This window comes from Sulfitobacter guttiformis (assembly GCF_003610455.1).
GTDB classification, from domain to species: domain Bacteria; phylum Pseudomonadota; class Alphaproteobacteria; order Rhodobacterales; family Rhodobacteraceae; genus Sulfitobacter; species Sulfitobacter guttiformis.
Genome location: NZ_RAQK01000001.1, coordinates 2,452,998 through 2,471,807, shown reverse-complemented (window position 1 = coordinate 2,471,807; position 18,810 = coordinate 2,452,998). Strand labels below are relative to the sequence as shown.

Sequence of the window (18,810 nt, the reverse complement as noted above, 5' to 3'; positions counted from 1 at the left end):
TTCTTATACCTACTACAAAACGTAATATTATTGCCAAACCCCTTCAGAGAGGCCCGCCATGACTGATGCTCCAAAGAAAGACCACCCTTGGCTCATTCGCACCTATGCGGGTCACTCCACCGCAAAAGCCTCGAACGAGCTTTACCGCAACAACCTTGCCAAGGGGCAAACAGGCCTGTCTGTTGCCTTCGATCTGCCCACGCAGACCGGATATGACAGCGACCATATTCTCAGCCGTGGCGAGGTAGGCAAGGTTGGCGTGCCGGTCGGCCATCTAGGCGACATGCGCGCGTTGTTCGACAATATTCCGCTCGAACAGATGAACACTTCCATGACGATCAACGCGACAGCGCCTTGGCTACTCTCGCTTTATATCGCTGTAGCAGAGGAGCAGGGCGCGGATGTGTCCAAGCTGCAAGGCACCGTGCAGAACGACCTGATTAAGGAATACCTGTCGCGTGGCACCTATATCTGCCCCCCTGCACCGTCATTGAAGATGATCGCGGACGTGGCCGAGTATTGCTATACATCAGTTCCCAAATGGAACCCGATGAACGTCTGCTCATATCACCTGCAAGAGGCGGGGGCGACGCCCGAACAGGAGCTGTCATTTGCTCTGGCCACAGCCACTGCCGTATTGGACCAGTTGCGCCCGCGCGTAGCGGCAGAAGACTTTCCCGCCCTCGTTGGTCGCATCTCTTTCTTCGTGAACGCCGGTATCCGCTTCGTGACCGAAATGTGCAAAATGCGTGCTTTTGTCGATTTATGGGATGAAATCTGTGAGACCCGTTATGGTGTGACTGACCCAAAATACCGCCGCTTCCGCTATGGGGTTCAAGTGAACTCGCTTGGCCTGACAGAGCAACAGCCCGAAAACAATGTCTACCGCATCTTGATCGAAATGCTCGCGGTGACGCTCAGCAAAAAAGCCCGCGCTCGTGCTGTGCAGCTGCCCGCGTGGAACGAGGCGCTCGGCTTGCCGCGCCCGTGGGACCAGCAGTGGTCGATGCGCATGCAACAAATCCTCGCCTACGAGACTGATTTGCTAGAATTCGACGACCTTTTTGATGGCAACGCCGCTGTCGATGCGAAGGTCGAGGAGCTGAAAGCAGGCGCACGCGCGGAGCTCGCCCATATCGACAGCATGGGCGGCGCCATCGACGGTATCGACTATATGAAATCGCGCCTTGTCGACAGCAACGCCGAACGCCTTGGACGTATCGAAGCAGGCGAGACTATCGTGGTTGGCGTAAACAAGTGGCAAAAAGGCGAGCCATCACCGCTAATGACAGGCGACGGCGGAATTATGACTGTTGATCCAAAGGTCGAAGCCGAGCAAATCGCAAGCCTGAATGCGTGGCGTGCCCAGCGCAACGAGGGTGAAGTAAATGCCGCGCTCAAAGATCTGCGTGCCGCCGCCGCCGAGGGGCGCAACATTATGCCCGCCTCGATCGTTGCCGCACGTGTCGGCGTGACGACAGGCGAATGGGCGGAACAAATGCGCGCTGTTCACGGCGAATATCGCGGTCCGACAGGCGTGGGAAAAGGGCGTTCGAATAAGACAGAAGGCCTCGATGATCTGCGCATGTCAGTCGATGCGGTAAGCGACCGACTGGGCCGCCGCCTTAAATTTCTTGTCGGCAAACCGGGCCTTGATGGCCATTCAAATGGCGCGGAGCAGATTGCTGTGCGCGCACGCGATTGCGGAATGGATATTGCATACGAAGGTATTCGCCTGACACCATCTGAAATTGTCGCCGCCGCATTGAATGACGCGGCGCATGTCGTCGGCCTTTCAATTTTGTCAGGTTCGCATATTCCGCTGGTTGAGGATTTGATGGCGCAAATGCGCGATGCGGGGTTGGGCCATATTCCGGTTATTGTGGGCGGTATTATTCCCGACGAAGACGCAAAACGCCTGCTCGGAATGGGTGTCGCGCGGGTTTATACGCCCAAGGATTTCGAGCTTAATACAATCATGGCAGACATCGTCACACTGGCAGATCCCGAGGCTGTAGCGGCGGAATAAAGAACAGGCCCATAAAAATAAGGCTGTAATTCTGTGCTACTTGAGGTAAGGGCGATCATGCAAACAAGGAGCCTGCTACTCATGAATAGTGAATTAAAAGCAATGAGCCGCAAAGAGCTGGAAAAGCTTTTGGCGGATGTAAAGAAAGCACTCAGCGCCGCGCAAGCACGCGATCGGCGCGATGCCCTCAAGGCAGCGGAACGCGCTGCTGCGGAATATGGGTTTAGTTTGAATGACTTGGGTGAAGAGAAACCCGCCAAAGCCAAAAATGAAAAGGCCCCGAAAAAGCCTGTTAAAAAGTCTAAACCAAAATATGTTAATCCTGCAGACGGTTCCCAAACATGGACCGGAAAAGGGCGTCAGCCTAATTGGTTTCGCGCCGAAGTAGAAAAAGGCACAGACCCTTCCACATTGGAAATCTGATCTGATTTCAATTAGCGCGGGAATAGAGGCGAAATGCCGCTACTCCCGCGCAGATACTCAGATCGCCAAAGCCGCGCGCCCGAAAATGAATTTCCAGCGGCTCCCGTCCTGCATGACAATCTCGCCTCCACCAGAACGCGGGGTCTCATATGTTGCGGTTCCTACACCTGTCAAACCGTTAGAGCAGCGTACCGGAAACGTTGTCGTTCCGGTCTGACCACCGGGCCGGTAGCGGCCCTGACAGGTGGAGCGTCCATTACTGGCCTGAAACCATCCTCCTTCAAGGAAGGTCGCAGTTGCCGCTCCCTTGTAGACGGTATTGCCCGGCCCCACGACTGCCACAGGATGGCTCACGTCGCAGGCACCCAGCAGCATCAGTCCCGCCGCTGCAATCATTCCAATAATTCGCATATCGTTTCCTTTGCGTTTGTTACCCTCATACCTGATGATAATTTTCTGCGGCCCGCCAGTAAGGTAAACCTCCATTGGAACTTGCCCCCGCAGCGGCGGAACGGCATCTTGTGGCCAACACAAACCGGAGAAACATCTATGACAGTTCACATCGGCGCCACCCCTGATCAAATTGCTGAAACTGTGCTGATGCCGGGGGATCCCTACCGCGCGCGCTGGGCAGCCGAGACTTTTCTGGAGGGGGCAGAGTTGGTCAACGAAGTCCGTGGTATGCTCGGGTTTACCGGAATGTGGCGCGGCCACCGCGTAACCATTCAGGGCTCCGGCATGGGCATGCCCTCGCTGTCTATATATGCCAACGAACTGATATCTACCTACAACGCGCAGACGCTGATCCGTATTGGGTCATGCGGTGGGATGCAGCCCCATGTGGGCATCCGCGACGTCATCATAGCTATGACAGCCAGCACCATCACCTCTCCCTCCTCCGGCATCCTGAAAGAGCTCAACTACGCCCCTTGTGCCGATTGGGGACTGTTGCGCGCCGCTGTCGCAGCCTCGGAGGGTCGCAATTCAAAAACCCATGTCGGCGGCATCTATAGCTCGGATGTGTTCTACGCGGAGCGACCGGATCTTGACGAACAAATGGTGCGTCATGGGATATTGGCCGTCGAGATGGAAGCGGCGGAGCTTTATACGCTTGCCGCCCGTCATGGCCGCCGCGCGTTGGCCATACTCACGGTGTCAGACCATCTACAAACCGGCGAAGCACTCCCCCCAGAAGAGCGGGAACGTTCCTTTGGCGATATGGTCGAAATTGCACTGGAAGCGGCATTCAGCGATGGTCCCGCAGACTGATTCTGCGGGACCGGATTTAAAGACGATCGTTTAGAACGCCGGTTACGCGCCGTGGGTGCGATCATATCCGTTGGCGGATGGAGACCTCCAGTTTTCGAGAGTGGCAGGATCAGGGGCGAATATCTCGATCAACAGCGGGTAACATTCGGCCTGATCGGAAGAATGGACCGTGCTGCAATCGCCCCCCGGACACGCACTAAGCGCGCCCAGCAGATCAATCTCGGCAAAAAACTCCAGCGTGTCTCCCGGGCGCACGGGGCTTGCTTTCATAAAATACTGGCCGGTGTCGCGGGTGAAACCTGTACACATAAAGACATTTAAAACGTCATGTACATGTGGCTCTGCTTCTAATGGTGTGATCCCCAAATGGCTGGCGAGTGCGCGGGTCAGGTTCGAGTGGCAGCAATGATGGTATTGGCCTCCAGACAAAAGCTGATGGGTGTAGGGATCACATCGGGTGCCGATCACATCATGCACCGAACCGCCGAAAGCGTCCTTACCGTACCATTCGAGGCTGTCATGCGTCAGCGTTGCCATCGGCCGCAGCGCAGGGAAGCTGGACCACATCCGCTGGCCGCGTGTAATATGAGTGCCGTGAAGCGCGCGGGTCTTGCCAGAGTAAAACCGCTCATTCAGATCATTTGCATTCCATAGGTTGAGGTCGCCGACCTGTGACCCCTCGACACTTGTGATGCGAAAAAAATGTCCTGCTGGTACGGTGAAGGTCGCGGCATCACGCGGAGGCACGGTAACTTCGCCGGTTTTCACCAGCGTCGTGCGCGCAGCATCCAGCATCTTCATATCCGGCGCAGGCAAAGTCTCGACCGGATAGCAGATGACCGGCGGTATAGCGCGGCGGGCGTCTGCGTCTTGTGGAATTGTCATGCGTTTCTCCCTGCAATGCGGCCAGAGAATAGACAGCCGCCTAAAAATGTACCTTCAAGCGCATTATAACCATGATAACCGCCTCCGCCGAAACCACTCACCTCGCCCGCAGCAAAAAGGCCGTCTAACACCGCACCCGAGGGGGTGAGCACGCGGCCTTCGATATCAGTGTGTAAGCCACCCAGCGATTTTCTGGTAATGACATTCAGCCGTACCGCAATCAACGGACCGTTGGCGGCATCAAGAATTTTATGCGGCTTGGCGGTACGAATAAGCTTGTCGCCCTTATAACTGCGCGCACCGTGGATTGCTGTGATTTGGGCATCCTTGCAGAACCTGTTTCCAAGTTGCAGATCGCGGGCTTGAATCTGGGCCCGGATATGATCGAGGATTACAGGCGCATCTGGCGTCAGCGCGTTCATCCGCGATACAAGCGTTTCCAGATCATTCGCAACGATGAAGTCCGCGCCCTTTTCCTTGAACGCCTCAACTGCAGGCGTGGCACCTTTGCCCAGACGCGCCGACAACACCTCACGCCAGCCGCCCTTTGTGAGATCTGGATTTTGCTCCGAGCCTGACAGGGCAAACTCTTTTTCGATGATCTTTTGTGTGAGGATGAACCAGCTGTGCTCGCCCACGCTCAAGATACGTTTGAGCGTGCCCAGCGTATCAAACCCGGGCATAAACGGCGCCTCCATCCGGTCGCCGCGCGCGTCAAACCACATCGATGAAGGGCCGGGCAGCACCCGAATGCCATGGTTTGGCCAGATCGGGTCATAGTTTTGCAAGCCTTCGCAATAGTGCCACATCCGGTCTTGGTTAATCAGGGCAGCGCCGGATTTTACAGCGATGCCGTGCATGCGGCCATCAACGTAATCAGGCACGCCTGCAACCATGGTTTTGGGCGCTTTCCCTAAACGCGCCGGCCAGTGTTTTCGAACCAGCGCATGATTGCCGCCAATGCCACCCGATGTAACAATCACCGCTTCAGCACGATATTGAAACGTGCCTACAACCTTTCGGGACGTCGAGATACCGCGGGCTACGGTTGTGTCTTCGAGAACGTCACCGTTCACGCCCTTTACCGCGCCGTTCTCGACAATCAGACCGGCGGCGCGGTGACGAAAGGCCAGCCTGAGCCTGCCGTCCGCAGCATAGCGCACCATCAAGTCAACAAATGGCTTAACCACCCCCGTGCCTGTCCCCCACGTGATGTGAAATCGTGGTACTGTGTTGCCATGACCGCCCGCCAGCGCCCCGCCCCGCTCGGCCCAGCCGACGACAGGAAACCAGCGCATGCCCAAGCTGTACAACCAGGCCCGCATGTCACCTGACGCAAACTCGACGAATTTTTCGGCCCAAAAACGCGGATTTTTATCGTCTGCTCGGTCGAACTGCGCCGATCCCTGCCAGTCGCTCCACGCCAGCTCTGCGCTGTCACGGATGCCTAGACGACGCTGTTCAGGGCTGTCGACCATGAACAAACCACCCAGCGACCAGAATGCCTGCCCCCCAAGGCTTTGCGCGCCTTCCTGATCTATCATCAGAACGCGCCGCCCGCGCAATATCGCCTCATGAGCGGCTGTCATACCAGCCAGACCAGCGCCGATGATAATCACATCAGGTGAAAAATTGTCCATGCCTTACCCCCGTCCACCGAAACGCTAAAGGTATCGGTCCCCCCCTGTCGATAGGCACCGACAGGATCACAATCCGCCGTTCCCCAAATGTCTCATGCATTGTTCCGGAGGGCCTTTGCGGGCGGTAAACGCCTCAGCCCCGCAAGCAGCACAGCGGTACATCCGCAACTTGCCCTTGTCCCCTGCAACATTGGCACGCCAGCGGCATCCGCGTACCGCACGGTTACGCCATGCAAGATAGGCAACAACACCTATGACAATTGGTAGAGCAAGGATCACCATCAGGTAAACTGCACGTCAATGGCCCACAGATGCGGGCGCTGGCGCGAACGTGCAATAAAGGCGGCACCTTCCCCCCATCCGCTCCATCCCGCTGCAGGCTCATTCTCGATCTGCATCACAAAATCCCAGTTATCGCGTGATTTTGTATAGTCCCACCACGGCTCCGATTGCACGGTTGCTGGCCATCCACCCAGTTTCGTCTTTTGGATGGTGGCCGACCAATCGTAAGCGCCCGGATCATTTTTCTCCGTATCAATGACTTGGCCCGCCACATCATAATTCGCGTAATCAGACCGCAATCCTTCCCATTCACCAAAGCGCGGTGAAAGTGCACTCCCGTGGGTTGGAGCCTTCGGGATCGTGAGCCCGCCAAGCGTAGGATAGGATCGGAGCGCCCATGTAGCGGCGGGATCAGGGTTACGCGTGTCGATGATGCGGGTCGGCGCAGTCGCGTGATCCGGCGCAATAAATAGCGTAATCAACGACAAATCCCCCAAACGTTCAGGAATTAGCGGCGCTTGGGTAAGATTAATCTGACAAAGTGGCCACATAGGTGTTCCACCATGCGATGGCCATGCCTCGCCCTGTTGCGCCAGACGGACTGTACCGAACATCGTTGCAAAAGGGTCTATGTTTGCAGGCTTCGAAAAGACAAGTGGCGCGCTGGTCCGCTCGAGTGCGCGGCGCAACTCGGCGTCGGACAGCGGTCCCTGTAGATAGGGCGGCGGAGCATACTTGCCCCCGCCGCCCATGAACTTCTTCAGCCAGCCAAACATAGGGCGTGCTTAAACGGTCCGCTCGATCATCAGTTTTTTGATCTGGGCAATTGCCAGCGCAGGGTTGAGACCTTTTGGGCATGTCTTGGCGCAGTTCATGATCGTGTGGCAGCGATAGAGCTTGAAGGGGTCCTCGAGCTCGTCAAGTCGCTCGCCTGTGCCCTCGTCACGGCTGTCGATGATCCAGCGATAAGCATGAAGCAACGCTGCGGGTCCTAGGTAGCGATCGCCGTTCCACCAGTAACTTGGGCAGGAGGTCGAGCAACAGGCGCACATAATGCACTCATAAAGACCGTCAAGCTTGGAGCGGTCCTCGATTGACTGCTTCCATTCTTTCGCAGGCGCGGGTGTCTCTGTCTCCAACCATGGTTTGATCGAGGCATGCTGTGCATAGAAATGCGTGAGGTCGGGGATCAGATCCTTGACCACCGGCATGTGCGGCAAAGGATAGATTTTCACGACGCCTTTGACTTCGGCCATGCCATAGGTACAGGCCAGTGTGTTGATGCCGTCGATATTCATCGCGCATGATCCGCAAATACCTTCGCGGCAGGAGCGGCGGAACGTCAGCGTTGGGTCAATCTCGTTCTTGATTTTGATGATCGCATCCAGAACCATCGGGCCACAGTCATCCATGTCCACAAAATATGTGTCCACGGAGGGGTTTTTGCCATCATCGGGGTTCCAACGATAGATGTGGAATTCCTTGAGGTTGGTCGCGCCTTGGGGCTTAGGCCATGTTTTACCGCTCGTCATGCGGGAGTTTTTTGGGAGCGTCAGTTGTACCATGATGCTGTTCCTTTGGGTCAGTCGGCGCGGATTTCTCCGCGAAATTCTAGAATACAGTTGTTGCGCGGTTGCGCAGGCAGGTTTGTGTTTCAGGCCGTGACAGCACATTGCGCACGGTAGCCACTGTTGTTTCGTCTACACCAACAACGGATGCTTTCGCCAATTCGCGGACTTCAAGGGCTTGGGCATTATCAACCACGCAGCCCGTAAAAGCTTCGATCAGCGGCTTTGGCACCTGAGGGAAGTTGATTGCAATAACCTCGGTGACAACAGAAGTGGCGGCTTGGCGGCCAGTGCGGTCTGCGACACTCTCGATTTCTGTACAGCCTGTTAAAACCAAGGCCACCGAAAACATTATTGCGCGTATCATACATGAGCCTTTCGAGGCGGGAGCTTTATGTGCAGTTTCGATGTTTCGGCAAGTGTCGCAAGACGTTCGGCATCCGCTTCGAAATGCGGGATCAGCCGCTCCATGAATTGAAGGTCATGGGCCGCCGTCCATAGCAAAAGCTGGTATTCGGGGTCTTCTGCCATCTCCGCATCTCGTGAAGTAGAGCCAAGGTTGTCCGCTGACACGCCCTTGCCTTGAAACGAGGAACCACCCCCGTAACGGCGGACATTTCCACGATCCAGATCGCGCACCGGCAGCCCAAGGCTGGCAAGTGTTTCGCTCCGGTAGCATTCGGAGGTCATCCACTCATCATAGCAGATTGCGCGGACTTCCCGCTTGCTCGCTACCTTGTCCAGGCCCTCAATATAACCGTTCAGGGCCAGCATCATAATGCGCATGCGGTCGGTCATTCCGTAACCGGCATTTTTCTTGAGCTTGGCCAGCAGGCTTGCAGACCAATTCAGAAAGCTGCGGTAGATGATCACCTGATATGAAAAGTCGGTATTTTTGAAACCGTCACTGGCTTTTTGAGCCTGCCCTTGTGGCTCAGGCATACGATCCTCGTAGGATACGATCACCATGGGCGCAGAACCGGCCTGCATGATGCGCGCCTTATCCGTTATATCCTTGTGAGGTGTAACCTCACGATTGGCATCATACACATCAAGCGAGCCAAAAGCACGCTCGGGATTTTTGCCAAACTTGCAGTTGTTATAGAAAACGCCACCGGTCGCCCCGTCGGGGGAATTACGCATCAGCCAATCGATTATCGCGTGGTTGCCCGAGCGGCGCATACCAAACACCTGTAGCGCACAGACGGGGGAAAAACCCGCCTGCGGCCACGATGCCTGTGTCTGCGCCGCCACGTTCATGCTTAGTATACCCGCGCTTTGGGTGCGATTTTCTTGAGGTCGATACCGCCCTCGTTGTGGCTGGTCAGCGGCTTCAGATGTACACCACGGAAACCAAGGCTTGCCTCGTTACCCTTGAACCAGATCAAGCTGTGCTTGCGCCAGTTCTCATCGTCACGGTTTGGATAATCCTCATGGGCGTGGGCGCCACGACTTTCTTTACGCGCTGCCGCCGCGGTAATGGTGGCCACCGCATTTGGCATCAGGTTCGTGAGCTCCAGAGTTTCCATCAGATCGGAGTTCCATACCATCGAAGTATCGGTGACCTTGATGTCCGACAACTTACCCGCGACACTTTTCATCTTTTCCTCACCCTCTGCGAGGGTCTTGTCCGTACGGAATACCGCGGCATCGGCCTGCATAGTCTGCTGCATTTCAAGGCGCAGCTCGGCTGTGGGGACATGGCCTTTGGCATAGCGCAACCCGTCAAAGCGAGAGAAGGCAGCTTCGATGGAGCGTTTGCTCGGCGTTGGTACCGGTGTTTTTGGATCCACAATCTGTGCTGCCCGGATCGCAGCAGCGCGGCCAAACACCACAAGGTCAATCAAAGAATTGGAACCAAGGCGGTTCGCCCCGTGCACAGACGCACAGCCCGCTTCGCCCACAGCCATCAGGCCGGGGGAGATATTGTCAGGCTTGTCTTTAGTCGGCGCCAGCACCTCGCCCCAATAATTGGTTGGAATGCCACCCATGTTGTAGTGGACAGTCGGCAGAACCGGGATCGGCTCTTTTGTCAGATCGACGCCCGCAAAAATTCGCGCAGATTCAGAGATACCGGGAAGACGCAGATCAAGCGTTTCCGGCGGAAGGTGGTTGAGGTGCAGGTGGATGTGATCCCCCTTCTCACCCACGCCGCGGCCTTCGCGGATCTCCATCGTCATACAGCGCGAAACAACATCACGTGATGCGAGGTCTTTGTAGGTGGGCGCGTAGCGCTCCATGAAGCGCTCGCCCTCGGAGTTGGTGAGATATCCACCCTCTCCGCGTGCGCCTTCGGTTATCAAACAGCCCGCGCCATAAATGCCGGTGGGATGGAACTGCACGAATTCCATATCCTGAAGCGGCAAACCAGCCCGCGCCGTCATACCGCCGCCATCACCGGTACAGGTGTGCGCGGAAGTTGCAGAGAAATAAGCACGGCCATAACCGCCCGTAGCCAGAACGACCATCTTGGCCGAAAACAGGTGCATCGTACCATCATCGAGCTTCCAGCAAAGGACGCCTTGGCATACACCGTCATCCGACATCACCAAATCAATAGCGAAATATTCGATATAGAATTCCGCGTTGTGCTTGAGGCTCTGACCATAGAGCGTGTGCAATATTGCGTGACCGGTCCGGTCGGCCGCAGCACAGGTCCGCTGCACTGGCGGGCCCTCACCGAATTCGGTTGTGTGACCCCCGAATGGGCGCTGATAAATCTTTCCCTCTTCGGTGCGCGAGAACGGCACACCGTAATGCTCCAGTTCGTAAACGGCCTTCGGTGCTTCGCGCGCCAGATACTCCATCGCGTCCGTATCACCGAGCCAATCCGACCCCTTGACCGTGTCATACATATGCCACTGCCAGCTATCTGGCCCCATGTTGCTCAGCGATGCAGCGATACCGCCCTGCGCGGCCACAGTGTGCGAGCGTGTCGGGAACACTTTCGAGATACAGGCCGTTTTCAGCCCCTGCTCCGCCATACCCAGCGTTGCGCGAAGGCCCGCGCCTCCCGCTCCTACTACAACAACGTCGTATTCATGGGTCTCATACTCATAAGCAGCCATATCGCGCCCTCTTCAAAGCTTGGGGTCACATCCGCCATGCAGCGTTCGACCCTGTCTATATCTGCGGCGCACTATGCGCCAAATCCACTGGTAATCCCTATCGCGGAGCGACCCGCGTTTTATCGAGACTTAGCATGGCTCGCGGCCTCTGACAGGTCAATCCGCAACGCCATTTGTCGCAGCCCTAAAGGGCCAAACGCGCAATCGCGAATATGCCAACTGCGGCAGCGCCGTAGCTCACGCAAGTCATAACGACGATGGATATTTTTTGTGCCAGTCCGTGCACATAATCCTCAAGCAAGGTGCGCACACCATCGTTGAAATGCTTGAATGTGACGAGAACCGTAAGCGCCGCCACAATCGCGGGGAAAGGCCGCGCATAATAGGCGAGGATTTCCTCGTATGTGCCGCCCAAGGCAGCGCCGAATGTAAACACAAACAGCGGCAACAGGATCAGCAACGCGACCGAGCTGATGGTCATCGACCAATGATGCGCCGAGCCGCTCTTGGCAGAACCAAGCCCCATCGCGCGTTTGCGGTCAGTCAAATAAGCCATATTTCTCTCCTCAAAGCGCGATAACAGTGATCAGCGTCAGCAAAACCGACCCACCGATGCAGGCCCAGCCCAACTTTTCCGCTGTTGGAATATCCATCATCACTGCATTATCCCAGATCAGATGCCGTACACCGGCCAGCGTGTGATACCACAACCCCAGCACAGAGAAAAACATCACCAGATCACCGAACCAACTGGTCAAAAACCCGTTTGCAGTCGCAAAGGCGTCAGGACCGCTCGCAGCGGCAAGAAACCACCAGACGATCAGCAAGGCAGAGATCAACATCGCGTTGCCCGTGATCCGCGTGAGAATAGAAGTCATCGACGTCAACTGCGGGCGGTATATCGAAAGGTGTGGCGACAAGGGGCGGTTGCCCCGGTTCACATCGGCCATATCAGGCTCCTTTGTGGCTACTTGCCAATACTACTAACGTATTTTTCGGCACTGTCACGGGGGCATACTGGGATTCACGGCCGTGTTTCGGCAAATTTCCAGTAAAACTATCGTAGCTTGGTAATTTTGTGATCACACGCTCTCAGCTGTGATCACAGCCATCAAGCCCAAGTACAGAATCCCCCAAAAAAAGGCGCGCCCGAAGAGGCACGCCTTTGAACCGGACTGACCGGACCGTTTAGGTCAGCGAGTTGTCGATGCCTTTGCAAGCCTCAACCAAGCCCTTAACCGCTGAAACCGAGCTGTCGAACATCGCCTGCTCTTCCTTGCTCATCGAAATCTCGATCACCTTCTCAACGCCGCCGGCGCCGATTACCGTAGGCACGCCTACGTAAAAACCGTTCAGGCCATAAGCGCCATCGACATATGCGGCGCAGGGCAGAACACGTTTTTGATCTTTCAGATAGGCCTCGGCCATCTCGATCGCGGATGTTGCAGGCGCATAAAACGCAGAGCCGGTTTTGAGAAGGCCAACGATCTCGGCGCCGCCATCACGTGTACGCTGTACGATAGCATCCAGCTTTTCCTGCGTGGTCCAACCCATCTTCACCATGTCGGGCAAAGGGATGCCTGCAACAGTGGAATAACGCACAAGCGGTACCATCGTGTCACCATGACCACCAAGCACGAATGCAGTTACGTCGCGCATGGAAACCTGAAATTCTTCGGCAAGGAAATGACGGAAGCGCGCCGAATCGAGCACACCTGCCATGCCGCAGACTTTCTCGTGTGGCAGACCAGAAAATTCGCGCAGCGCCCAAACCATCGCATCGAGCGGGTTTGTGATACAGATAACGAATGCATCCGGCGCATGCTTGGCAATACCCTCGCCTACGGATTTCATAACTTTGAGGTTGATTCCCAGAAGATCATCACGGCTCATGCCTGGCTTTCGCGCAACACCTGCGGTGACGATGCAGACGTCCGCGCCTGCGATATCTGCATAGTCTGACGTACCGGACATGGCAGCGTCGAACCCTGCCGAGGGGCCGGATTCGGCAATATCAAGGGCTTTGCCTTGTGGCAGACCGTCCGCGATGTCGAACATCACTACGTCACCCAGTTCTTTAACAGCGGCGAGGTGGGCAAGTGTGCCACCGATGTTACCCGCGCCGATCAGTGCAATCTTGGCTCTTGCCATTGTGCTGTACTCCATGAGGTTTGCGTTGGGTGGGGGGATAAACCCTTCACCTCCCGCGCGCAAGATGACTGGACCCGTGCAGTTGCACATATACAAAAAGGCCATCCGATATGGATGGCCTTTCCGGTCTCACGCTATTGTTCCGATTTCTTCAGGGGATTGAAGTCACAGAACAAATTGCGATTTACATGGCGTCGCGCTCAAAGGCCGGTGCTGCTTCCAGCTGCTCTTTCGAGCTTTTCACGACCAAGAAGTAATCATCGCTATCACCTTCTTCTTGTACAAAGTTGATTGCACCCATTGGAACAGACACGTCACGCTCGCCTATGCCGAGGAACCCGCCGATGCCGAGAATCACAGCCGAGACCCGACCGTCTGCAGTCACGATGATGTCGTTGATCTCGCCAAGGTCGTCCCATTCTGTCTCAGCGCCATCCGCAACTTCGGCATTGTAGTCCATGTCGGCTTCCACGCTGTAAATACGCATGCCGATCAGGTTCGATGCAAACAGGTCAGTTGGCTGCGCCATCACCGAACCGATTTCCATGTTCATGTCTGTTGTGACAACGTTTGTGTCGCTTGTTGTTGCAACATTGGTATCTGCCGTTGCGGCGTTTGTATCGGTGCTTACAGCAGCATCTGTGTCAGTCGTCGCAGCTGAGTGTGACTCCGCAAATGCAGGTGCGGTCATTGCCAGAATTACTGCGGTGGATGTCAGAAACTTTTTCATCATATATCTCCTAAGTTGTTGTTATATCATCGTAACTTCTGACATACCAACTCCTGCTGCGACAAAATGGTTCCAGTATTTTCACAAAAGTGTGAAATTAATTTGTGCTTCCGCGCCAGCCTTGTTTACAATGTCAACGTGCACTCACTCGATGTCGAACTTGTTAAACCGCGGCGCGCTACGAAGAGTTTCATCGTAGGCGTAGATCACAAAATATTTGTCCCCCCGCACATCGGTGACAACACTGACGCCATCGATCGCGGCCGTCACTTCATGATCTGCCAGCCCCCAAAAGCCACCCACACTCAGCACCAGCGCCTCGACAGTGCCGTCAGCGTTAATCATCACATCCTTGATCGTCGCGACCCGCTCGAACCGTTCCAGTCCTGACAGGGGCATCCGCTCTTCTGTATTGGGACGGCCCCGAAAGTTATAGACAGCCTCGCCGATCATCTCGCCTACCAGCAGGCTGGCCTCGGACATCTTCACACTCCCGACCTCAGTTTCCTGAGACTGAGCGAACGCCGGGCCAGCCAAAGCGACCATCAATGCGGCCGAGGTAAAAAAACTGTTCATAATGTGGTCCTCCCAAAGGACAAATATCCGAAATCAGCAGTTGGTCAGCAGTCAACTACATGTCACACATAAGCACAAACGCGCAAATTCAAGAGGCATAGATGCTCATTCTCGACCTGTGGTTCTTTGCCATCGCAGGCCCTGCAGTATTGTTTGCAGGGATCTCCAAAGGCGGGTTCGGCTCGGGGGCGGCTTTTGCGGCTTCCTCTGTTCTGGCGATTGTAGTTGATCCGGGTCTGGCCCTTGGTGTGATGCTGCCGCTGCTGATGCTGATCGATGTGGCCTCGCTCAGACCCTATTGGGGCCGCTGGCACCGCCGTGAGGCGGTTTTGGTGATTTCAGGCGCACTGCCCGGAGTTGTCCTTGGCGCCGCCCTCTACCGCATAGCCTCACCTGATTTTCTGCGGCTCCTGATCGGTGTCGTGTCTGTCGGGTTTGTCATGTGGCAGATCAGCGTCAAACGGGGCTGGTTGCGGATGGGCCAGCGGCATATGTCGGATGGCGCCGGCCTTGTTGCGGGCATTACTGTGGGCTTCACCAGCTTCGTCAGCCATGCAGGCGGCCCGCCTGCGGCCGTATTCCTGCTGTCGCGAGGGCTGGATAAAACCGGATATCAGGCAACGTCCGTGCTAATCTTTTGGGCGGTGAACATTGCGAAATTTATTCCCTATGCCTTTCTCGGTATGTTCACGCTGGAAACCGTGCAGGCCAATCTGGTGCTTGCACCCTTTGCTTTGCTTGGCGCATGGCTTGGGGTACGCGCGCACCGGATCGTGCCGGAGCGTGCATTTTTCGCGCTTACTTATGTATTGCTTTTGCTTACAGGCACAAAACTCATCTGGGACGGGTTGACCTGACCGCTGGCCACGCTCAGGCGTCACTACCTTTGGACGGCAGCGCTTCAACGACGTGCTCGAATGATTGGCCGGAGGCGACAAGGCAGGTCAATCCGCTCGGAAGCGTTACCAAAATGGTCCAACTACCGGTCTCATCGCTTGCGAACGTCTCGACGACAGCATTGTTAGATCCGATCCCTATAGACCGGCGTGTCTCGCCGTAGCGCTCCGCCAATTGGGCCAGTACCGCATCGCGGGGACCGCAATTTGGTTGTGACCGTGCAGCAAGTTGTTGTGTTGAAGAAAGATACACAACTGCCGCTCCGGTTAGCGCGGCAAGGTGCAGTAGTTTAGTAATCCGTTTCATGTCAGTGCCCTTCCAGTGTGCTGCGGCGGGAATGCCCGCCCCGCCAGTTGATCCTTGGACTGTCAGACAAGCGATCGGCTTATCGACCCCCAGCACTTTCCGACAGTGCCCTGACCCTGCTCCACAAGCCCTGAAAACGCAGCTAACGCTGCGTCCGCGCTGTGTTGCGGGTCTGTTTCCCGCTGCGCTGCGGCGCGAATTGGCTTGCAGTTTACCGCCTAAAATGCCCCTCTATGCGCAACTTTATTGCGCAACCAAATTTACTAAGGAGCCTCTCATGCCTGCAATCACCCGCCCTTTGCGTTCCGTTCTCTATATCCCCGGCTCCAAACCCCGCGCACTCGACAAGGCACGCGGTCTGTCCGCTGACGCCATAATCTTCGACCTAGAGGATGCAGTGATACCCGAAGAGAAAGTATCGGCGCGCGAAACACTTGGCGAAGCGCTGAAAACGGGCGGCTACGGCACGCGAATGAAGATCATCCGCATCAACGGGCTGGACACAAAATGGGGCGCCGATGATGCAAAAGCGGCCGCCGCGATGGGCGCGGACGCTATCTTGCTGCCAAAAGTGAATTCACCTGCTGACCTCGAAGCGCTGGCCGAAATCGTGGGTGACATACCTCTGTGGGCAATGATGGAAACACCTGCTGGTATGCTCAACGCGCCAGCCATCGCAGCACACCGCCTCCTCGAATGCATGGTCATGGGAACCAACGATCTGGCCAAGGAACTGCAATGCCGTGCCCGCGCCGATCGCTTGCCAATGCTTACAGGTTTGGGCCTTTGTGTATTGGCGGGCAAGGCCCACGGCATTGCGCTCATTGACGGGGTCTATAATGCGTTCAAGGATGACGAGGGTCTGAAGCTCGAATGTGAGCAGGGTCGTGATATGGGTTTTGACGGCAAGACGCTGATTCATCCTGCCCAGCTCGAGGTCGCAAACGCAGCCTTCTCTCCCTCAGAGTCCGAGGTCGATCTTGCCCGCCGGCAGATTGAAGCGTTCGAGGAATGTGAAGCAACCGGACAGGGCGTTGCCGTTGTTGATGGCCGCATCGTCGAAAATCTACATGTTGCCACAGCACGCGAAACACTGGCAAAGCTGGATGCAATCAACGCCCTCGGCACGGAGTAGCCACAATGACCCTTCTGATCCTCGGTCTGATCCTCTGGATCGCCGCCCATTATTTCAAACGCCTGATGCCAGCCCAACGTGCGGCGATCGGCAATGCGGGCAAAGGTGCTATCGCGATTGCGATCGTCGCCTCCCTTGCCCTGATGATCATCGGCTACCGCAGCGCCGAAATAATAGATATTTGGTACCCACCCGCTTTCCTCACCGGCATCAACAATCTCGCAATGATCTTCGCGCTTTGGGTCTATGGCTCGTCTGCTGCCAAAGAGGCTAAGGCATGGCCCGCTTCTAAAACCCGCCATCCGCAACTGCTGGCGGTAAAGATCTGGGCTGCTGCCCATTTGCTGGTCAACGGTGACCTTGCCTCGATCATTCTGTTCGGTGGCATGCTAGCATGGGCCGTTGGATCGGTCATTTTGATCAACCGCGCAGAGCCTGCTTGGACCGCCCCCGCCCCCGCCGGTCGCGCCACTTATATCCGTCTCGCCGTTATCAGCCTCGTGATGCTTGTTGTAATCAGCAGCATTCACATCCTTCTCGGCGTAAATCCCTTTTCCTGAAAGATCCCTATACAATGAAGCTTTACCGTTTCCTGTCGGAGGAAGACACCTCCGCATTTTGTCACAAAGTCACCGATGCACTCAACAGGGGCTGGGAGCTTTATGGCTCCCCGACCCAGACATGGGACCACGCCGCAGGCATAATGCGCTGCGGACAAAGTGTCGTAAAAGAAGTCGAAGGCACGTATACCCCCGAGACTAAACTGGGCGCGTATTGAAATGATGAAAACCAACGCTCCTAAAACGAACGCCGGTAATTTCTTTGAGGATTACCGGATCGGTCAAATCCTAACCCATGCTGTGCCGCGTACTGTCAAAATGGGCGAACGCGCACTTTATCATGCCCTCTACCCCGCACGCCACGCGCTCTATTCTTCAGACAAATTTGCCCAAGATTGCGGCCTCCCCTTCAGCCCCCTCGACGATATGATCGCGTTTCATGTCGTGTTCGGGAAATCCGTGCCCGACGTATCTTTAAACGCTGTGGCCAACCTTGGATACGCTCAAGGGCGCTGGCTGCTGCCAGTTTGGCCCGGTGACACCCTCCGTTCCGAATCTGAAGTTATCGGCCTGAAGGAAAACTCGAACGGAAAAACCGGCGTACTCTATGTACGTACAACTGGATTAAACCAGCACGACCAGCCTGTGATGGAATATGTCCGCTGGGTTATGGTTCGCAAACGCGACACCAGCGCGCCCGCCCCCGAAACGGTCGTGCCCCCCCTCACGGATGCGATCAAGGCGACAGATCTTGTGATCCCCGAAGGTCTCGACTTTACCAGCTACAACTTTGCGCTTTCAGGAGAAGCGCACCGCATGGCAGATTATGATATAGGCGAGAAAATAGACCACATCGACGGCGTCACCATTGAAGAAGCCGAACATATGATGGCCACCCGCCTCTGGCAAAACACGGCCAAGGTGCATTTCGACACGTCCGCGCGCCCCGATGGCACCCGCCTGATCTATGGCGGTCACGTGATTTCTATGGCGCGTGCGCTGTCCTTCAATGGGCTGGCAAATGCGCAAATGGTTGTGGGCCTCAATGGCGGCGCACATGCCAATCCCTGCCTTGCGGGCGACACCATCCGCGCATGGTCCGAGGTGCTCGACAAAGCGGAAACTTCTGCCCCCGGCGTTGGAGCGATCCGCTTGCGTCTGGTCGCAACTAAAGGAGGCGAAGCATTCGCCCTGCGCAGTGAGGATGGCAAATACTTGCCTACGGTCCTGCTCGATCTCGACTATTGGGCGCTGATGCCTCTCTAAACAACGTTGGCCTGCGTTCCGATTT

22 protein-coding genes are annotated in these 18,810 nt (G+C 56.0%); 8 read left to right on the top strand and 14 right to left on the bottom strand.

The window, feature by feature from the left end:
• Nucleotides 1–58: 58 nt before the first annotated feature.
• Nucleotides 59–2,029 (top strand): protein meaA, encoded by a 1,971-nt coding sequence (locus C8N30_RS12005; protein ID WP_025061217.1) that lies wholly within the window; start codon nt 59–61, stop codon nt 2,027–2,029.
• 81 nt (nt 2,030–2,110) lie between these two features.
• Complete coding sequence (locus tag C8N30_RS12000) at nt 2,111–2,452, top strand: H-NS histone family protein (RefSeq protein WP_025061216.1); 342 nt, start codon at nt 2,111–2,113, stop codon at nt 2,450–2,452.
• Between the two features lie 57 nt (nt 2,453–2,509).
• On the opposite strand, the gene C8N30_RS11995 is transcribed toward C8N30_RS12000, so the two are convergent.
• Nucleotides 2,510–2,863 (bottom strand): hypothetical protein, encoded by a 354-nt coding sequence (locus tag C8N30_RS11995; protein WP_147419691.1) that lies wholly within the window; start codon nt 2,861–2,863, stop codon nt 2,510–2,512.
• Between the two features lie 138 nt (nt 2,864–3,001).
• Between C8N30_RS11995 and deoD the strand changes: the two genes are divergently transcribed.
• Nucleotides 3,002–3,721, top strand: coding sequence for a purine-nucleoside phosphorylase (gene deoD / locus C8N30_RS11990; protein WP_025061214.1), 720 nt, complete (start codon nt 3,002–3,004; stop codon nt 3,719–3,721).
• A 42-nt stretch (nt 3,722–3,763) separates the two neighbouring features.
• On the opposite strand, the gene C8N30_RS11985 is transcribed toward deoD, so the two are convergent.
• The 12 genes from C8N30_RS11985 to C8N30_RS11925 all read right to left on the bottom strand — a co-directional run bounded on the left by C8N30_RS11985 (nt 3,764) and on the right by C8N30_RS11925 (nt 14,621).
• Nucleotides 3,764–4,606, bottom strand: a complete 843-nt coding sequence (locus tag C8N30_RS11985) for an urea carboxylase-associated family protein (protein WP_025061213.1) — start codon at nt 4,604–4,606, stop codon at nt 3,764–3,766.
• Complete coding sequence (locus C8N30_RS11980) at nt 4,603–6,246, bottom strand: FAD-binding dehydrogenase (protein WP_025061212.1); 1,644 nt, start codon at nt 6,244–6,246, stop codon at nt 4,603–4,605. Before C8N30_RS11980 ends, C8N30_RS11985 begins: the two co-directional genes overlap by 4 nt.
• Before the next feature lie 281 nt (nt 6,247–6,527).
• Nucleotides 6,528–7,304 (bottom strand): DUF1963 domain-containing protein, encoded by a 777-nt coding sequence (locus C8N30_RS11970; RefSeq protein ID WP_025061210.1) that lies wholly within the window; start codon nt 7,302–7,304, stop codon nt 6,528–6,530.
• A gap of 9 nt (nt 7,305–7,313) precedes the next feature.
• On the bottom strand, nt 7,314–8,093 hold the full coding sequence (locus C8N30_RS11965) for a succinate dehydrogenase iron-sulfur subunit (RefSeq protein ID WP_025061209.1): 780 nt from the start codon (nt 8,091–8,093) through the stop codon (nt 7,314–7,316).
• Nucleotides 8,094–8,139: 46 nt separating this feature from the next.
• Nucleotides 8,140–8,463, bottom strand: coding sequence for a hypothetical protein (locus C8N30_RS11960; protein WP_025061208.1), 324 nt, complete (start codon nt 8,461–8,463; stop codon nt 8,140–8,142).
• On the bottom strand, nt 8,460–9,356 hold the full coding sequence (locus tag C8N30_RS11955) for a hypothetical protein (RefSeq protein ID WP_025061207.1): 897 nt from the start codon (nt 9,354–9,356) through the stop codon (nt 8,460–8,462). The genes C8N30_RS11960 and C8N30_RS11955 overlap by 4 nt, the downstream gene beginning before the upstream one ends.
• A gap of 2 nt (nt 9,357–9,358) precedes the next feature.
• Nucleotides 9,359–11,164 (bottom strand): succinate dehydrogenase flavoprotein subunit, encoded by a 1,806-nt coding sequence (sdhA, locus tag C8N30_RS11950; RefSeq protein ID WP_025061206.1) that lies wholly within the window; start codon nt 11,162–11,164, stop codon nt 9,359–9,361.
• A gap of 184 nt (nt 11,165–11,348) precedes the next feature.
• Nucleotides 11,349–11,720: a succinate dehydrogenase, hydrophobic membrane anchor protein gene (gene sdhD / locus C8N30_RS11945; protein ID WP_025061205.1), complete on the bottom strand. Its 372-nt coding sequence runs from the start codon at nt 11,718–11,720 to the stop codon at nt 11,349–11,351.
• A 10-nt stretch (nt 11,721–11,730) separates the two neighbouring features.
• Nucleotides 11,731–12,114, bottom strand: coding sequence for a succinate dehydrogenase, cytochrome b556 subunit (sdhC, locus tag C8N30_RS11940; protein WP_025061204.1), 384 nt, complete (start codon nt 12,112–12,114; stop codon nt 11,731–11,733).
• Between the two features lie 238 nt (nt 12,115–12,352).
• Nucleotides 12,353–13,315 (bottom strand): malate dehydrogenase, encoded by a 963-nt coding sequence (gene mdh, locus C8N30_RS11935; protein ID WP_025061203.1) that lies wholly within the window; start codon nt 13,313–13,315, stop codon nt 12,353–12,355.
• A gap of 184 nt (nt 13,316–13,499) precedes the next feature.
• Entirely contained in the window at nt 13,500–14,045 is a 546-nt protein-coding gene (locus C8N30_RS11930) for a PRC-barrel domain-containing protein (RefSeq protein ID WP_025061202.1), read from the bottom strand.
• Between the two features lie 144 nt (nt 14,046–14,189).
• Nucleotides 14,190–14,621: a PRC-barrel domain-containing protein gene (locus tag C8N30_RS11925; protein ID WP_025061201.1), complete on the bottom strand. Its 432-nt coding sequence runs from the start codon at nt 14,619–14,621 to the stop codon at nt 14,190–14,192.
• 101 nt (nt 14,622–14,722) lie between these two features.
• Here C8N30_RS11925 and C8N30_RS11920 point away from each other — a divergent pair, with 101 nt between their 5' ends.
• The gene (locus tag C8N30_RS11920) at nt 14,723–15,478 is read left to right on the top strand and encodes a sulfite exporter TauE/SafE family protein (protein WP_025061200.1); all 756 of its coding nucleotides are present in this window, start codon (nt 14,723–14,725) and stop codon (nt 15,476–15,478) included.
• 13 nt (nt 15,479–15,491) lie between these two features.
• On the opposite strand, the gene C8N30_RS11915 is transcribed toward C8N30_RS11920, so the two are convergent.
• Nucleotides 15,492–15,824 carry a hypothetical protein gene (locus C8N30_RS11915; RefSeq protein ID WP_025061199.1) on the bottom strand — a complete coding sequence of 111 codons (333 nt, stop codon included), beginning with the start codon at nt 15,822–15,824 and terminating at the stop codon, nt 15,492–15,494.
• Nucleotides 15,825–16,101: 277 nt separating this feature from the next.
• Here C8N30_RS11915 and C8N30_RS11910 point away from each other — a divergent pair, with 277 nt between their 5' ends.
• From C8N30_RS11910 to C8N30_RS11895, 4 genes are read left to right on the top strand one after another with little or no spacing between them, the layout of a single operon-like run.
• Nucleotides 16,102–16,959, top strand: a complete 858-nt coding sequence (locus C8N30_RS11910) for an HpcH/HpaI aldolase/citrate lyase family protein (RefSeq protein ID WP_025061198.1) — start codon at nt 16,102–16,104, stop codon at nt 16,957–16,959.
• A gap of 5 nt (nt 16,960–16,964) precedes the next feature.
• Nucleotides 16,965–17,519, top strand: coding sequence for an NnrU family protein (locus C8N30_RS11905; protein ID WP_025061197.1), 555 nt, complete (start codon nt 16,965–16,967; stop codon nt 17,517–17,519).
• A 14-nt stretch (nt 17,520–17,533) separates the two neighbouring features.
• Nucleotides 17,534–17,737 (top strand): DUF1737 domain-containing protein, encoded by a 204-nt coding sequence (locus C8N30_RS11900; protein WP_025061196.1) that lies wholly within the window; start codon nt 17,534–17,536, stop codon nt 17,735–17,737.
• Nucleotide 17,738: 1 nt separating this feature from the next.
• Nucleotides 17,739–18,785, top strand: coding sequence for a MaoC family dehydratase (locus tag C8N30_RS11895; RefSeq protein WP_037967776.1), 1,047 nt, complete (start codon nt 17,739–17,741; stop codon nt 18,783–18,785).
• Nucleotides 18,786–18,810: the final 25 nt, after the last annotated feature.

Bases quoted from the DNA above. Each gene is read 5' to 3' on its own strand.
- C8N30_RS12005 (WP_025061217.1), top strand. From the start codon at position 59: ATGACTGATGCTCCAAAGAAAGACCACCCTTGGCTCATTCGCACCTAT.
- C8N30_RS12000 (WP_025061216.1), top strand. From the start codon at position 2,111: ATGAATAGTGAATTAAAAGCAATGAGCCGCAAAGAGCTGGAAAAGCTT.
- C8N30_RS11995 (WP_147419691.1), bottom strand. From the start codon at position 2,863: ATGCGAATTATTGGAATGATTGCAGCGGCGGGACTGATGCTGCTGGGT.
- deoD (WP_025061214.1), top strand. From the start codon at position 3,002: ATGACAGTTCACATCGGCGCCACCCCTGATCAAATTGCTGAAACTGTG.
- C8N30_RS11985 (WP_025061213.1), bottom strand. From the start codon at position 4,606: ATGACAATTCCACAAGACGCAGACGCCCGCCGCGCTATACCGCCGGTC.
- C8N30_RS11980 (WP_025061212.1), bottom strand. From the start codon at position 6,246: ATGGACAATTTTTCACCTGATGTGATTATCATCGGCGCTGGTCTGGCT.
- C8N30_RS11970 (WP_025061210.1), bottom strand. From the start codon at position 7,304: ATGTTTGGCTGGCTGAAGAAGTTCATGGGCGGCGGGGGCAAGTATGCT.
- C8N30_RS11965 (WP_025061209.1), bottom strand. From the start codon at position 8,093: ATGGTACAACTGACGCTCCCAAAAAACTCCCGCATGACGAGCGGTAAA.
- C8N30_RS11960 (WP_025061208.1), bottom strand. From the start codon at position 8,463: ATGATACGCGCAATAATGTTTTCGGTGGCCTTGGTTTTAACAGGCTGT.
- C8N30_RS11955 (WP_025061207.1), bottom strand. From the start codon at position 9,356: ATGAACGTGGCGGCGCAGACACAGGCATCGTGGCCGCAGGCGGGTTTT.
- sdhA (WP_025061206.1), bottom strand. From the start codon at position 11,164: ATGGCTGCTTATGAGTATGAGACCCATGAATACGACGTTGTTGTAGTA.
- sdhD (WP_025061205.1), bottom strand. From the start codon at position 11,720: ATGGCTTATTTGACTGACCGCAAACGCGCGATGGGGCTTGGTTCTGCC.
- sdhC (WP_025061204.1), bottom strand. From the start codon at position 12,114: ATGGCCGATGTGAACCGGGGCAACCGCCCCTTGTCGCCACACCTTTCG.
- mdh (WP_025061203.1), bottom strand. From the start codon at position 13,315: ATGGCAAGAGCCAAGATTGCACTGATCGGCGCGGGTAACATCGGTGGC.
- C8N30_RS11930 (WP_025061202.1), bottom strand. From the start codon at position 14,045: ATGAAAAAGTTTCTGACATCCACCGCAGTAATTCTGGCAATGACCGCA.
- C8N30_RS11925 (WP_025061201.1), bottom strand. From the start codon at position 14,621: ATGAACAGTTTTTTTACCTCGGCCGCATTGATGGTCGCTTTGGCTGGC.
- C8N30_RS11920 (WP_025061200.1), top strand. From the start codon at position 14,723: ATGCTCATTCTCGACCTGTGGTTCTTTGCCATCGCAGGCCCTGCAGTA.
- C8N30_RS11915 (WP_025061199.1), bottom strand. From the start codon at position 15,824: ATGAAACGGATTACTAAACTACTGCACCTTGCCGCGCTAACCGGAGCG.
- C8N30_RS11910 (WP_025061198.1), top strand. From the start codon at position 16,102: ATGCCTGCAATCACCCGCCCTTTGCGTTCCGTTCTCTATATCCCCGGC.
- C8N30_RS11905 (WP_025061197.1), top strand. From the start codon at position 16,965: ATGACCCTTCTGATCCTCGGTCTGATCCTCTGGATCGCCGCCCATTAT.
- C8N30_RS11900 (WP_025061196.1), top strand. From the start codon at position 17,534: ATGAAGCTTTACCGTTTCCTGTCGGAGGAAGACACCTCCGCATTTTGT.
- C8N30_RS11895 (WP_037967776.1), top strand. From the start codon at position 17,739: ATGATGAAAACCAACGCTCCTAAAACGAACGCCGGTAATTTCTTTGAG.